Here is a 12727-nt window from a genome sequence, read left to right on the forward strand (position 1 = left end):
GGAAACCGTACGCCGGCGACGAGAACTGCGACGAACCTCGACTGTCTCGGGGGGCACATATGCACGTTAGCCGAGACTGGCGAAATTCCACAGAGGGTGGACGTTGTTTCTGCTGGTCAGATGATTAAGAGCCGGTGAATTTGGGCATGCGCCTTTCCCGATGTGCGGCCAGTCCCTCCAGCATGTCGGCCGAGGCCATGGTCACGGGCTGGGCCAAGGATTCCCACCTCAGAGCGGCTTCCAGGTCTTGATGGTCTTGATTCAGCGCCACTTTGGTGAGCCTTGTGGCAATCGGTGCGTTCTGTGCGATCTTTGCGGCGATGCCCCCCACCTGCGACATAAGGTCATTTTTCGGGAAACTTTGAGTCACTAGTCCTTTATCTGCCGCTTCAGCCCCGGACACGGTCCGCCCCGCCAGCAACATCTCCCGAGCCAGCCCCTGCGCCCTTCTCGGGAGCAGGTACGTGGCCGCCATGCCCGGGTGCAGCCCCAGCGACGTGAAGGGGGCCAGCAGTTTGGCGTCGTCGGCGGCGTACACGAGGTCACAGGCCAGCGCCACGCACAGCCCCGCGCCCACGGCGGGGCCGTTCACGGCCGCGATCGTGGGGATCTCGAGCTTGGTGACCATCAGCCAGGTGCGGTAGAAGGCCAGCATGCGATCGCGCAGCTGAGGCACGGCCTCCGCGCCGCGCTCGCCCAGCCAGGACAGGTCGCCGCCGGAGCAGAACGCCGTTCCCGCGCCGGTGACGACGACGCATCGCGCCTCCCGGTCCTCGGCCAGACCGGCCATGGTCTCGCGCCATCGGGCGGTCATGGCGTCGGTCATGGCGTTGCGGAGGTCGGGGCGGTTGAGGGTGATGAGTACGACTCCGTCGTCTTTGCGATCAACCAAGAGCTCGTCCATGCGGGGAAGCGTAACCCGGCGGCTTCAGCCCTGCTCGATGTGCCGTTCAGCCCTGCTCGATGTGCCGTTCAGCCCTGCTCGATGTGCCGTTCAGCCCTCTTCGAGGTCCGGCCCCACCTATGTGGCAGTCCTTCCCCATGGTTCGGTCTTGTGCGGTGTTCTGGGGTGGCTCTGTCCACAGGCGGGAGCTGCACGTTCGGAGTTATCCACAGTCGGCGCCGAACCCGCTCGGGATCTTGCTCCGGCGTGGAACCCTTTCCCGCCATGAGGCCACGTGTAAAGCCCGCCCTCCTGCGCATCCTCCGAGACGAGCGCACCATGCAGATCGGCGTGCATCCCCTCCGGGCGATCGTGCTGACCGGTCTGACCCCGTCCGTGCTGAAGTGGCTGGAGAGCCTCGACGGCACCCGCGAGCTGGAGCGCGTGCTGCGGGAGGCGGTCCTCGCGGGTCTCGACGAGACCCGCGCCCGCTCCCTGCTCGATCAGCTCGCCGCCCAGGGCGCCCTCCACGACGCCTCCGCCGGCCCCGGATGCCTCCGTGAGATCGCACTGGCCGAGAGAGACCGCATGAAACCCGACCTCGACGCCCTCGACCTCGGCTCGACCGCCCCTGACGGCATGTACATCCTCTTCGAGCGCCGCAGACGGTCACGCGTCCGGGTCTATGGCGCGGGCCGGATCGGCGCGCAGGTCGTAGCCCAACTCGCGGCCGCGGGGGTGGGCAACATCCGGGTGCTCGACCCGGGCCAGGCCAAGCCGGCCGACATCTCTCCCGGCGGTCTGACCTGGGCCGAGGTCGGCATGTCCCGCGAGGCCGGCGCCGTGGCGGTGGCGAGAAGGCTCATCTCCGGCGGCCTGCCTCCGGTCGACCCCGACGAATTCGACCAGGCCACGCTCACCGGCGCCTCACCCCCGCCCACCCCCGGCATCCGCCCCCCACGCCCCGCCACGCCACCGGCACGAACCAGCACGCCACCGGCGCGCACTGGCACACCACCGGCGCGCACTGGCACACCACCGGCGCGGACCGGCACACCACCGGCGCAGCCGCCCCGGCAGGTCACCGGGGGGCAGCCGCCTCGACCGGGCACCGGGGGGCAGCCGCCGCGACCTGCCGCCAGTGCCCGGCCGACGAGATCGGCCGCCGAAGCACGGCCGTACAAGCGGACCGCCGGCGGGCAGCCGCCCAGAACGGCCGTCAATCCGCGAGCGCCGAGATCAGGGGCCGATGAGCAGCCGGCGAGATCGGGCGCCGAGGCCCAGCCGTACCGGTGGGCGGCCGAGGGGCGGTCGTACAGGCCGACCGTGAACGTGCAGACCGGGGGCACCTACCTCGGAGACAGGTCGGACCGGCCCGACCTGGTCATCCTGGCGCCCGTCGCGCCCTTCGACCGCGTGCTGGTCAACGAGCTGCTCGAGCTGAACATCCCCCACCTCCTGGTGGCGGCGTTCGAAGGGCACGGGACCGTGGGGCCGCTCGTCCTGCCGGGGCGCACGGCGTGCCTGCACTGCATCGACTTGACGCACCGCGACCACGACCCGCACTGGGGGCTGGTGACGGCCCTCCTGGGCGGCTATCCACCCGGCGAGATCGCGTGCGACGCGGCGCTCTCGTCCGCCGTCGCGGGCACCGTCGTCGGCCATGCGCTGGCCTTTCTCGACGGCCGGGAGCCCGTTGTGACCAACGGCACAATGGAAGTTACGCCTGAATGGCGCTGGAGGAGACGATCGTGGAAGAGGCATCCGCAATGTCGTTGTATGCGAAACAATCCATGTTCGCTAACAATGGACATGGCACCCGACCACGACTGACGTGCTAAGAGGACGACCACGAAGGGGGGAAGCGGCATCTCTCCGAGGTTCCGCGCATCAGTGTGAGCGATCTTCCGCGCCGTGCGGTCACGCGTTCGGCCAAGCTGGCCACCCTTCCCCTGGGTTTCGCTGGTCGTGCCGCTCTCGGTTTGGGCAAGCGCATCGGGGGCAAGTCCGCGGAAATCGTGGCGCAGGAGGTGCAGCAGCGTACGGCCGAGCAGGTCTTCAAGGTGCTCGGCGAGCTCAAGGGCGGCGCGATGAAGCTGGGCCAGGCGTTGTCCATCTTCGAGGCGGCGCTGCCGCAGGAGATCGCCGGGCCCTATCGCGCGACGCTGACCAAACTGCAGGACGCCGCCCCGCCGCTGCCCGTGTCCACGGTGCACAAGGTGCTGACCGAGCAACTGGGTGACAACTGGCGCGAGCACTTCCTGTCCTTCGACGACCAGCCGACGGCCGCCGCCTCGATCGGCCAGGTGCACAAGGCCGTGTGGAGCGACGGCAGGGAGGTGGCCGTCAAGATCCAGTACCCGGGGGCGGGCAAGGCCCTGCTCGGCGACTTCGCCCAGCTCTCGCGGCTGGGCAAGCTGTTCGGCGCGCTGCTGCCCGGTCTCGACATGAAGTCCCTGCTGAGCGAGTTGCGCGAGCGCATCGCCGAGGAGCTCGACTACCTGCGGGAGGCGGAGGCGCAGCACGCGTTCGCCCTGGAGTTCGACGAGGATCCCGACTTCCACGTCCCCGATGTGGTGGCGGCCAACGAGATGGTGCTGGTCACCGAGTGGATGGACGGCACCCCGCTGTCACGCATCATCTCCGAGGGCACCAAGGAGCAGCGCGACCGGGCCGGGCTGCTCTTCGTACGCTTCCTGTTCTGCTCCCCCGCCCGCGTCGGGATGCTCCACGCCGACCCGCATCCCGGCAACTTCCGCATGCTCCCCAACGGCAAGCTCGGCGTCCTCGACTTCGGCGCGGTCAACCGGCTGCCCGACGGCTACCCCAGGGCGTTCGGCCAGCTCACGCGGATCTTCAACCAGGGCGACATGGAGACCGTCATGGCCGGCCTGCGGCAGGAGGGCTTCATCCGGCAGGACATCGAGATCGACCCGGACGCGCTGCGCGCCTTCCTCGCACCATACGTGGAGCCGACGGCCGTGGAGGAGTTCACGTTCAGCCGGGAGTGGCTGCAGGCCCAGGCGGCCAGCGTCGCCGACCTCCGGCCGACCAACGTGATCCGCCAGCTCAACCTGCCGCCGTCTTACGTCCTCATCCACCGGGTCCACGCGGCCGGGGTCGGCGTGCTCTGCCAGCTCGGCACGACGGCCCGCTTCCGCGACGAGGTGATCCGCTGGGTCCCCGGCTTCGCCGACGACCCCGACGACGAACCCCTGGCCATCGGCCACTGACCGATCCATGACCCGCTGGCCGTACGCGCTTCACTTCTCGTGCAGAGGGAAGGTCCGGTCGTTTCGTGGTGGGGTAGCTGAGTTCCCTTCGTGGTGCGCGTCATGACCAAGTGGTAGCGGCCTTCCTCGGATGGCCTCACCACTGGCAAGGGCAGGGGGGTTCTCTGGACGGGCGCACCACGAGCCACGGCCAAGCCAGCGGGGCCCGGAGGGCCGCACCACTGCCAGGGGTGGTGCCGGGTTCTCCTCCGGGTGGTCGTTCCGGAGGTAAGGCGTGAAGTTGTCTGGGCGGCCGTTCCACGGGCAGGGTGGGGGTTCTCTTGGTGGCCGTGCCCGTGGTCAAAGGTCACACGCCGGCTCCAAGGAGTCGCGGCGCTGCCACGACGGATTGCGTCCACGGGGTGGCCGTTGGGTGGGTTCGGGGGCGGAGAGCCTGAGGTTTTCTTGTGGGATGCTCTCTGCCATGTGGCTGAGAAACGGCACAATTGATGACATTTCCGCCATCGTTGCGCTGCATGTGGACAGTTGGCGTTCGGCGTACGCGGGGATCATGCCCGACCGATTTCTGAACGGGAACCTGGCGGACGATCGGCTGGCGTTGTGGCAAGGACGGCTGGCCTCGCCCGTCGAGGGGTCGGGGTTGTTCGTCGCTGACGACGGCGACGCGGGATTGCTGGGCTTCGTCTATCTCCTTCCTGGTTCCGGTGGGCGGATTCTGCTCGACAACCTGCATGTGCGGCCGGGGAGCACCGGCTCGGGGATCGGCACCCGGCTGCTGCGGCATGGGCTGGAGTGGGCGGCGAACGAGCATCCGGGCAAGCAGGTCTACCTGGAGGTGCTCCGGGCGAACACGCGCGCCATCGCCTTCTACGAACGGCACGGCGCTCACCGCACGGACGAGCGGACCTGCCATTTCCCGCAGGGGTTCGCACTGCCCGAACTCGAGTACGCCTGGCCGGTCAACTGATCGGGAATTCACGGAACGGCTGTTGAGTCGCGACTACGGTGTGTAATCATGAGGGGGTAACGTTTGCTCTCTCTTGGGGGTGCCGATGCACCGTGTCGCGCGGTCAGCGGCCGGCGGCGCGCCGAGGGTCGTTCGGCAGTCCGCCCTTGGACACCGCTGATGACGACCCTCGTTGACCTGCTCGTTGGCCCGCTCCGGTCCGGCCGGCGCCTGGGTTTCAGGGTGAGCGAGCCGGCCACGGCGGTGAGCCCTCCGCGTTCGCCAGCCGGGAGCCGGCCCTGGTCCGTCCTGGTCCGCCAAGTCGGAGGTCACTCTGGGTCACTCGGCCGGGAGTCGCCCTGGGCACCCGGACGGGGACGCTCTGGGCATCCGGACGGGCTTGCCGTGCCGCAGGGGTGGGGACGTACGAGGTGGTTGCACTGCGTAGTGAGAGGCTGTGGGTCTTCTTGCGGTCGCAAGGTTGGTCCGCGCGTTCGCTGATTGGACCGAGCTGTCCGCCGGGACTGTCCCCGTCAGGTTTCTGATCTTCCGCACGAACCTCACGGGTGAAGCGGCGGGCAGCTCGCCGGCCGGCTGGTAGGGCACCCGTGGCTCGCATCCGCCCCACCAGCCAGCCCCACACGAAACCACCGTTCCGGCCGGCCTGGCGACCGACACTCGGCCACCGCCGGCTCGGGGATCGGGCCACCCACATGCGCTCCTCCGCCACCGCCGGTTGAGGCCCGGTCCACCCGCATCCGATCCCCTACCACCGCCGGTTGAGAGGCTTGGCCGCCCACATCCGGTGCGGGGTGCGGGCGTGAACAAAAGAGAGAGCCGGGCGCTGGGTTGCGCCCGGCTCTCTATGAAGGATCTGAACGGGAGATCCTGCGCCGGCGGCAGGATCTCCGCTCTCAGACCTGGCGGCTCAGGGCCACGCGAAGGCGGTCGTTCGCCCGGTCGACCCTGCGCCGCGCCCGTTCCACGCGGCTCAGGCGCAGGATGAGACGCTGCTCCGCCGCCTCGCGGTGGAGGGTTTGTATTCGGTCATTTACCAGGTCATGGATGAGATCAGGCACTGCTCGGCTCCTCAACGGCTGAGTGGTCATGGGTTTGTTCGCTTTCTGAAGTGAAGGTTGGGTCAGGCAGCGACCGGGTGCTTGCGGGGACGACCGCGCGGGCGCTTGCGGGGAACGACGGTCCCCCGGAGGATCAGTTCGCCGCCCCAGACGCCCCACGGCTCCTCGCGCTCGAGCGCGCGGTCGAGGCAGGCCTTCTGGATCGGGCAGCCGCCGCAGAGAGCCTTGGCGAACTCGACGTCCTCCGGCGACTCGGCGAACCACAGGTCAGGGTCGGTACGACAGGGGATCTTGGCTTCGTCGATCAGGTCCATGATCGTCTTCGCCCCCATCTGCTTTCTCCTTCGGTCGATCTTTTGATCTTTTGGTCGGACACCTCGGAGGTGGTCGGGGATCACGGACAAACAAGAAGGCCGCGGATCCTGTCTGTGGATCCGCGGCCTGGGGGCTGCTGTTTACCGGTCAGGTTATGACCGGTGCATCCCTCCAGGGTTGCGGACCGCACAGTCCACCCTTGGTGAGCTGGTTGGCCGGCAGTTCGATACGTCCATCGAAGACAGGAGCACCTTGCGCGACGGCCATACGGACATGGGCGCGTGCGTAGAAGGCGGCGGCCTGACGACGGGCAGACTTCTCCTGCCGCAGCTTGGCGGGCCCATCGGCGAGCCTCACCGAGTCACGGCACACGGAGGCGAGCCACTGCGTGGCCGGCATGGCAATGCTGCTGCTGCTGATCATCGGGGCTCACCTCCACTTTCGTGATCGTCGGAGCAGTGTGCTCCGACTTGCTTGACCAAGACCCTAAACCGGGAAGCCGGGAAGGGGCAACATATTTTCTACCTGCGATTTCGCCTATTTCATGAGACGAATCATGGCCTCCTGGACGACCGAGACCACGAGGTCACCCGACGCGGTGAACATCTCACCGCGCGCGAGCCCCCGGGCCCCCGCCGACCACGGGGACTCCTGAGCATAGAGCAGCCAGTCGTCGGCCCTGAAAGGGCGGTGGAACCACATGGCGTGGTCCAGCGAGGCGCCCATGACGTTGGAGGCTCCCCAGGCCATGCCGTGAGCCAGCAGTATCGTGTCGACCAGCGTGTAGTCGGACGCGTACGCGGCCAGCACCACGTGCAGGAGTGGGTCGTCCGGCAGCTCGGCGTGGTAGCGGAACCACACGTTCGTCTCGGCGCTGCGCAGCTCGGGGTTCCGGTAGGCCTCCCAGGTCAGCGGCGAGGCGTATCTGGCGTCCACGGGACGGGGGCGCGCGATCCAGTCACGGAAGTCGGGGTTGTCGCCGACCAGCTCGTACATCCGCTCCTGGAACTGCGGCAGCGTCTCGGGGTCGGGCACCGTCGGCATCACGGACGCCTGGTGGGCCACGCCCTCCTCGAAGACGTGGAACGACGCCGACATCGTGAAGATCGCCTTGCCGTGCTGGACGGCCACCACCCGGCGGGTGGTGAACGAACGCCCGTCGCGCAGCCGCTCGACGTTGTAGACGATCGGGATGGACGGGTCGCCCGGGCGGATGAAGTAGGCGTGCAGGGAGTGCACGTTGCGATCTTTGGGCACCGTACGGCCCGCCGCCACCAGGGCCTGCGCCGCCACCTGGCCGCCGAAGACGCGCTGGATGCGCTCTTCCGGGCTCCTGCCGCGGAAGATGTCGAGCTCGATCTGCTCCAGGTCGAGCAGGTCGAGCAGCTCCTTCAGCGCCTCGTTCACGTGTTGGTCCCCCCTTGGTGCCGTCCGGTCCCTTTGTGCTGTCCGGTCCCTGCACAAGTCTGTCGTGTCGCCTATTTCCCCCTTCAAGGGGGTTCGCGGTGACCCGAATGATGTACTGGTCTGATTTCGTCGGTGTTACGTGCGGCAGAGCGCGAGCACGGCGTCGCCGTACCGGTCGATCTTGACCCTGCCGACGCCCGCGATCGCGAGCAGCTCCTGCTCGGTGGCCGGCGCCCGCTCGGCGATGGCCTGCAGCGTCACGTCGGTGAAGATGACGTACGGCGGCACCTTGGCCTCCTTAGCCGTGGCCGTGCGCCAGGCCTTCAGGCGTTCGAGCAGGGCCTCATCGTAGTCGGCCGGGCAGGTGGAGCAGCGGCCCAGCTTCTGCTCGGTCGCGTTCACCAGCGTTTTCGCGCAGACGCGGCAGCTCACCGGGGCGGCGACCTGGCGGCGTTCGCGCGTGCCGGGCGCCAGGCGCGGCGGGGCGGAGGCGCGGCCGGTGAGGCCGTCGAGGAAGCGGGACGGGCGGCGGCTCTTGCGGCCGCCCGGCGCGCGGGACAGGGCCCAGGAGATCGACAGGTGCTCCCTGGCGCGCGTGACGCCCACATAGAGCAGGCGGCGCTCCTCCTCGATCTGCTCGGGGGTCTCCGCGTAGATGATGGGCAGCATGCCGTCGGTGACCCCGACGAGGAACACCGCGTCCCACTCCAGGCCCTTGGCCGCGTGCAGCGAGGCCAGGGTGACGCCCTCCACCGGCGGCGCGTGCTGCTCGGAGGCGCGGCGCTCCAGCTCGGCGACGAACGCGGGCAGGTCGGCGCCCTCGGCCGCCATGTCCTCGGCCAGGTCGGCCAGGGCCTTGAGCGACTCCCACTTCTCCCGCTCCTTGCCCCCGCCGGGCGGCGCGGGGGTCAGCCCGGCGCTGCTCAGGATGTTGTGCACCTCCGAGGCCAGCGGTTCGCCGGCGGCGGAGCGGGCCGCGCCGCGCAGCAGGACCACCGCGTGGCGGACCTCGGGACGCTCGAAGAAGCGCTCGGCGCCGCGCAGGACGTAGTGGATCTTGGCGTCCGAGAGCGCCTTCTCGTACGCCTCCGACTGCGAGTTGACGCGGAACAGCACGGCGATCTCGCGCGCCGGGACGCCCTTGTCGAGCAGCTTCCTGATGCCGCGGGCCACGTCGGCGGCCTCGCCCGGCTCGTCGTCGTATTCGCGGAACTGCGGCTTGGGGCCGTCGGGGCGCTGGGCCACCAGCTCCAGCCGGTGCGGCGACCTGCCCTTGGCGATGACCAGGTTGGCCAGGTCGACGACCTGGGGGGTGGAGCGGTAGTCGCGCACCAGCTTGATGACGGCCGCGTTCGGATACTGCGCCCCGAACCCCGTCAGATAGTGCGGGCTGGCGCCGGTGAAGGAGTAGATCGTCTGGTTGGGGTCGCCCACCACGCACAGGTCGTCGCGACCGCCGAGCCAGGTGTCGAGCAGCATCTTCTGCAGCGGGTTGACGTCCTGATACTCGTCGACCACGAAATAGCGGTATTGCTGGCGGATCTGCGCCGCCACCTCCTGGTGCTCGGTCATCACGGCCGCGGTCAGCTCAAGGATGGTCTCGAAGTCGACGAGATGACGCTCGCGCCTGATCTGCTCGTACGCGTCATAAACCCGCGCCATCTCCTCGGGCTTGACCGGCGGGGTGCGGTGGTATTTCTCCTTGGCCTCTTCGTAGTCCTCCGGGCTGATCTGCGTGACCTTGGCCCATTCGACCTCGGAGGCGAGGTCGCGCAGCTTGGCGCGGTCGGCGGTCACGCCCAGCCGGCGGCACGCCTCGCCGAGCACCGGCAGCTTGGACTCGATGACCGACGGGACCGCCCCGCCGATCACGCGCGGCCAGAAGTAGGTGAGCTGCCGCAGCGCCGCGGCGTGGAAGGTGCGGGCCTGCACCCCGGGCGCGCCGAGCGCGCGCAGGCGCAGGCGCAGCTCCCCCGCCGCGCGCGTGGTGAACGTCACAGCCAGGACGCTCTGCGCGTCGACCACGCCGCTGCGCACCGCGTACGCGATGCGGTGGGTGATCGCCCTGGTCTTTCCGGTGCCGGCCCCGGCCAGCACGCACACCGGGCCGCGCACGGCCTCGGCGACGGCCCGCTGCTCGGGGTCGAGTCCGGTGAGTACGTCCTGCGCGTCGTTCACCTCTATATCCTCCCAGCCGCTGGCGTTGAGGGACTTTATTCTGGCAACATGCGGCCCGACGTATGTTCGTGCCCCGAACGTATGGTTCCGGTCATCGAGATGCAAAGAACTGGTCTTTTCCCCCACAATGGGGCCCGACCATGTGCATGGGGGAAAGGAAGGCCGTGCGAACTGCGGTTTCCGTGAGCGCCCTGGCGCTCGCTGCCGTTGTGCTCACACCTGTCGCCGCGAACGCGTCCAGGGAGCCCACCCCCGGGCCGGCGGTGGACAACCCCATCGACGCCGACGGGCTCGGCGGGCTGTCGACGGAGACCGTCCAGTACGGCTCGCACAAGCGCCAGAGCATGGACGTCTGGTGGACGCCCGACGGGCAGCAGCGTCCTGGGGTCTTCCTCATTCACGGCGGCTGGTGGTCCAGCGGCGACAAGAGGTACATGCGGGAGATCGTCCGCGGCTACGCCGAGCTGGGTTACACCGTCTTCAACCTCAACTACCGCCTGTCCGGTGACGCGGCCTGGCCCGCGCAGCGCACCGACGCGCTCGCGGCGATCTCCACGGCCCGCAAGCACGCCGACAAGTGGGCGTTCGACCCGGCCAACTACGTGCTGGTGGGCTTCTCCGCCGGCGGCCACATCGCGGCGTCCGTGGGCACGTACGGCGACGGCATCAGCGGGCTCAAGGGCGTGGTCGGGCTGTCGCCGATCATCTCGCCGCTGCGGGCCTACAGCGACGGCGAGAAGGCCATCGAACCCAACAAGCGCAAGCTGCGCACGGCCGCGATCAAGCTGGCCGGGGGCTGCGCGCCCAAGGGCAAGTGCTCGCGCGTGTGGGCGAGCATGGAGGTGGCCTGGCACGCCAGCCGCAAGGACGCCCCGATGCTGACCATCCACTCCGAGGACGAGTTCGTGCCGCCGGTGCAGAGCCAGCTGCTCAAGCAGATGCTCGGGCAGGTGGGCGTGCCGGTGACGGTGTTCACGCAGCCGGGGGCCAACCACAGCTCGCCGCTCTACCGGCAGCCGGGCGTGGCCGAGCGCGTGCAGCAGTGGATCGCCGCCCGCATCGGCTGAGGCCCGGGGCCGGTCGAGCGGGAGCGGGCCGGCGCGCGCGGGCGCATGGGGCCGGCACGGGAGTGCGCGGGAGCGGGCCGGCGCGGGAGCGGGCCGGCGCGGGAGCGGGCCGGCGCGGGAGCAGGCCGGCGCGGGAGCAGGCCGGCGCGGGAGCAGGCCGGCGCGGGAGCAGGCCGGCGCGGGAGTGCGCCGGCGCGGGAGCAGGCCGGCGCGGGAGTGCGCCGGCGGGTGTGCCGGGTAGGTGCGGGGATTAGACGGGCAGCGCGCGTTGTTGCACGGATCGCCTGATTTCCTGACCTTGGAGGGGATTTCCCAACATGGCGCTCACGGTCTACAGCACCACGTGGTGCGGTCCATGCAAGCGGCTCAAGGCCCAGCTCACCCGCGAGGGCATCAGCTTCGACGAGATCGACATCGAGCGCGACCCGTCGGCGGCGGAATTCGTGGCGAGCGTCAACAACGGCAACCAGGTCGTGCCGACCGTGGTGATCGAGACGCCGAAGGGCCGCTTCGTGCGTACGAACCCCTCCGCCCTTGAGGTCAAGGCCCTGCTCGGAGCCGCCTGACCGGGGTCTACCAGTCGCCGATCAGCTCGCCGCCGTACCACGTCTCGATGAGGCGGCGGGCTATCGACACCGGAGGCGGCAGCCGCAGCTCGCCCGACTCCAGGGCGCGCGCCATCTCCTCCCGCGAATACCAGTGCGCCTCGGCGATCTCGTCGGCGTCGGGGGTGAGCGTGGTGGTCGTGGCATCGGCGAAAAAGCCCAGCATGAGGCTGCGCGGGAACGGCCAGGGCTGGCTGCCCAGGTAGCGCGGGTTGGTGACGACGATGCCGACCTCTTCGGCCACCTCGCGGACGACGGCCGCCTCCAGCGACTCGCCCGGCTCGACGAACCCGGCCAGGATCGACAGCCGCCCCTGAGGCCACTGCGGCCCGCGGGCCAGCAGGCAGCGGTCGGCCTCGTCGCGCACCAGCATGATCACGGCCGGGTCGACGCGCGGGAAGTGCTGGCTGGAGTCGTGGGGGCAGACGCGGACGTGGCCGCCGGCCTGCACGACGGTGCGCGTGCCGCAGCGCGGGCAGAACTCGTGGGTGGCGTGCCAGGCCTCCAGCGCCACGGCGTGGACCAGCAGGCCCGCGTCGCGGTCGCCGAGCAGGCCGCCCACCTGGCGCAGGCCGGCCGCCACGGGCTGGCCCTCGGGCGTGTCGCGCAGGCTCATCGGGATCGTCACGCGGCCGTTGACCTCGCTCTTGGCGATGCCCGGCAGCGGCGCGGCCACCGCGAAGTAGGCCGTGCCGTCCTCCACCCCCAGCAGGTAGCGCTCGCCCTGTGGCGCGTCGGCGGGCGCGAACAGCACCGCGTGCACCTCGTCTCCGGACCGCCGCACCAGGGTATGCCCGTCGTCGATCACCAGCACCCTCGCCGAGGGGTCGGACCAGGCCCGCTCCAGCCACCGCTCGTCGGCGCGCAAGGCCGAGGAACGGTCGATGGTCCCCCTCGCGAGCAGCAGTGGCCCGATCAGTTGCTCTTCCGCGGTCTGCACTGGCCGCCCCCTCCCCAATCCCATGTCATCCTATGACCTCGCAGTTAGGCGGCGATTAAGGTATCGGGCAGCCA

Annotated in this window: 12 protein-coding genes; 5 read left to right on the top strand and 7 right to left on the bottom strand. The window is 69.6% G+C overall.

Annotated elements, in window-relative coordinates; translation table 11 throughout:
• Positions 1 to 124: 124 nt before the first annotated feature.
• Complete coding sequence (locus tag IO39_RS31300) at positions 125 to 904, bottom strand: enoyl-CoA hydratase/isomerase family protein (RefSeq protein ID WP_043630542.1); 780 nt, start codon at positions 902 to 904, stop codon at positions 125 to 127.
• A gap of 264 nt (positions 905 to 1168) precedes the next feature.
• Between IO39_RS31300 and IO39_RS59125 the strand changes: the two genes are divergently transcribed.
• From IO39_RS59125 to IO39_RS31320, 3 genes are all read left to right on the top strand, one after another.
• Positions 1169 to 2716, top strand: a complete 1548-nt coding sequence (locus tag IO39_RS59125; RefSeq protein WP_052423597.1) for a ThiF family adenylyltransferase — start codon at positions 1169 to 1171, stop codon at positions 2714 to 2716.
• A 149-nt stretch (positions 2717 to 2865) separates the two neighbouring features.
• A complete protein-coding gene (locus IO39_RS31315) occupies positions 2866 to 4116 on the top strand; it encodes an ABC1 kinase family protein (protein WP_439331492.1) in 1251 nt (416 codons plus the stop codon).
• A gap of 463 nt (positions 4117 to 4579) precedes the next feature.
• Positions 4580 to 5083 (top strand): GNAT family N-acetyltransferase, encoded by a 504-nt coding sequence (locus tag IO39_RS31320; RefSeq protein WP_043630740.1) that lies wholly within the window; start codon positions 4580 to 4582, stop codon positions 5081 to 5083.
• 893 nt (positions 5084 to 5976) lie between these two features.
• Here IO39_RS31320 and IO39_RS51150 read toward each other — a convergent pair.
• The 5 genes from IO39_RS51150 to IO39_RS31335 form a co-directional block, all read right to left on the bottom strand.
• The gene (locus tag IO39_RS51150) at positions 5977 to 6141 is read right to left on the bottom strand and encodes a hypothetical protein (RefSeq protein WP_157549123.1); all 165 of its coding nucleotides are present in this window, start codon (positions 6139 to 6141) and stop codon (positions 5977 to 5979) included.
• 62 nt (positions 6142 to 6203) lie between these two features.
• Complete coding sequence (locus tag IO39_RS31325; protein ID WP_043630546.1) at positions 6204 to 6473, bottom strand: WhiB family transcriptional regulator; 270 nt, start codon at positions 6471 to 6473, stop codon at positions 6204 to 6206.
• A 130-nt stretch (positions 6474 to 6603) separates the two neighbouring features.
• Positions 6604 to 6879: a hypothetical protein gene (locus IO39_RS55030; protein WP_157549125.1), complete on the bottom strand. Its 276-nt coding sequence runs from the start codon at positions 6877 to 6879 to the stop codon at positions 6604 to 6606.
• 114 nt (positions 6880 to 6993) lie between these two features.
• The gene (gene tesB, locus IO39_RS31330; RefSeq protein ID WP_043630548.1) at positions 6994 to 7863 is read right to left on the bottom strand and encodes an acyl-CoA thioesterase II; all 870 of its coding nucleotides are present in this window, start codon (positions 7861 to 7863) and stop codon (positions 6994 to 6996) included.
• Between the two features lie 135 nt (positions 7864 to 7998).
• On the bottom strand, positions 7999 to 10041 hold the full coding sequence (locus IO39_RS31335) for an ATP-dependent DNA helicase UvrD2 (RefSeq protein ID WP_043630550.1): 2043 nt from the start codon (positions 10039 to 10041) through the stop codon (positions 7999 to 8001).
• 209 nt (positions 10042 to 10250) lie between these two features.
• Between IO39_RS31335 and IO39_RS31340 the strand changes: the two genes are divergently transcribed.
• Both IO39_RS31340 and IO39_RS31345 read left to right on the top strand, forming a co-directional pair.
• Entirely contained in the window at positions 10251 to 11108 is an 858-nt protein-coding gene (locus IO39_RS31340; protein WP_245642412.1) for an alpha/beta hydrolase, read from the top strand.
• Between the two features lie 317 nt (positions 11109 to 11425).
• The gene (locus tag IO39_RS31345) at positions 11426 to 11674 is read left to right on the top strand and encodes a glutaredoxin domain-containing protein (RefSeq protein ID WP_043630554.1); all 249 of its coding nucleotides are present in this window, start codon (positions 11426 to 11428) and stop codon (positions 11672 to 11674) included.
• Positions 11675 to 11681: 7 nt separating this feature from the next.
• Here the strand turns inward: IO39_RS31345 and nudC are convergent, their stop codons facing one another.
• Positions 11682 to 12653, bottom strand: coding sequence for an NAD(+) diphosphatase (gene nudC, locus IO39_RS31350; RefSeq protein WP_245642413.1), 972 nt, complete (start codon positions 12651 to 12653; stop codon positions 11682 to 11684).
• Positions 12654 to 12727: the final 74 nt, after the last annotated feature.

Origin of the sequence: Nonomuraea candida (assembly GCF_000725485.1) — a bacterium.
Taxonomy (GTDB): domain Bacteria; phylum Actinomycetota; class Actinomycetes; order Streptosporangiales; family Streptosporangiaceae; genus Nonomuraea; species Nonomuraea candida.

Coding starts and splice junctions, on each gene's coding strand:
- IO39_RS31300 (WP_043630542.1), bottom strand. CDS start 904: ATGGACGAGCTCTTGGTTGATCGCAAAGACGACGGAGTCGTACTCATC.
- IO39_RS59125 (WP_052423597.1), top strand. CDS start 1,169: ATGAGGCCACGTGTAAAGCCCGCCCTCCTGCGCATCCTCCGAGACGAG.
- IO39_RS31320 (WP_043630740.1), top strand. CDS start 4,580: ATGTGGCTGAGAAACGGCACAATTGATGACATTTCCGCCATCGTTGCG.
- IO39_RS31325 (WP_043630546.1), bottom strand. CDS start 6,473: ATGGGGGCGAAGACGATCATGGACCTGATCGACGAAGCCAAGATCCCC.
- IO39_RS55030 (WP_157549125.1), bottom strand. CDS start 6,879: ATGATCAGCAGCAGCAGCATTGCCATGCCGGCCACGCAGTGGCTCGCC.
- IO39_RS31345 (WP_043630554.1), top strand. CDS start 11,426: ATGGCGCTCACGGTCTACAGCACCACGTGGTGCGGTCCATGCAAGCGG.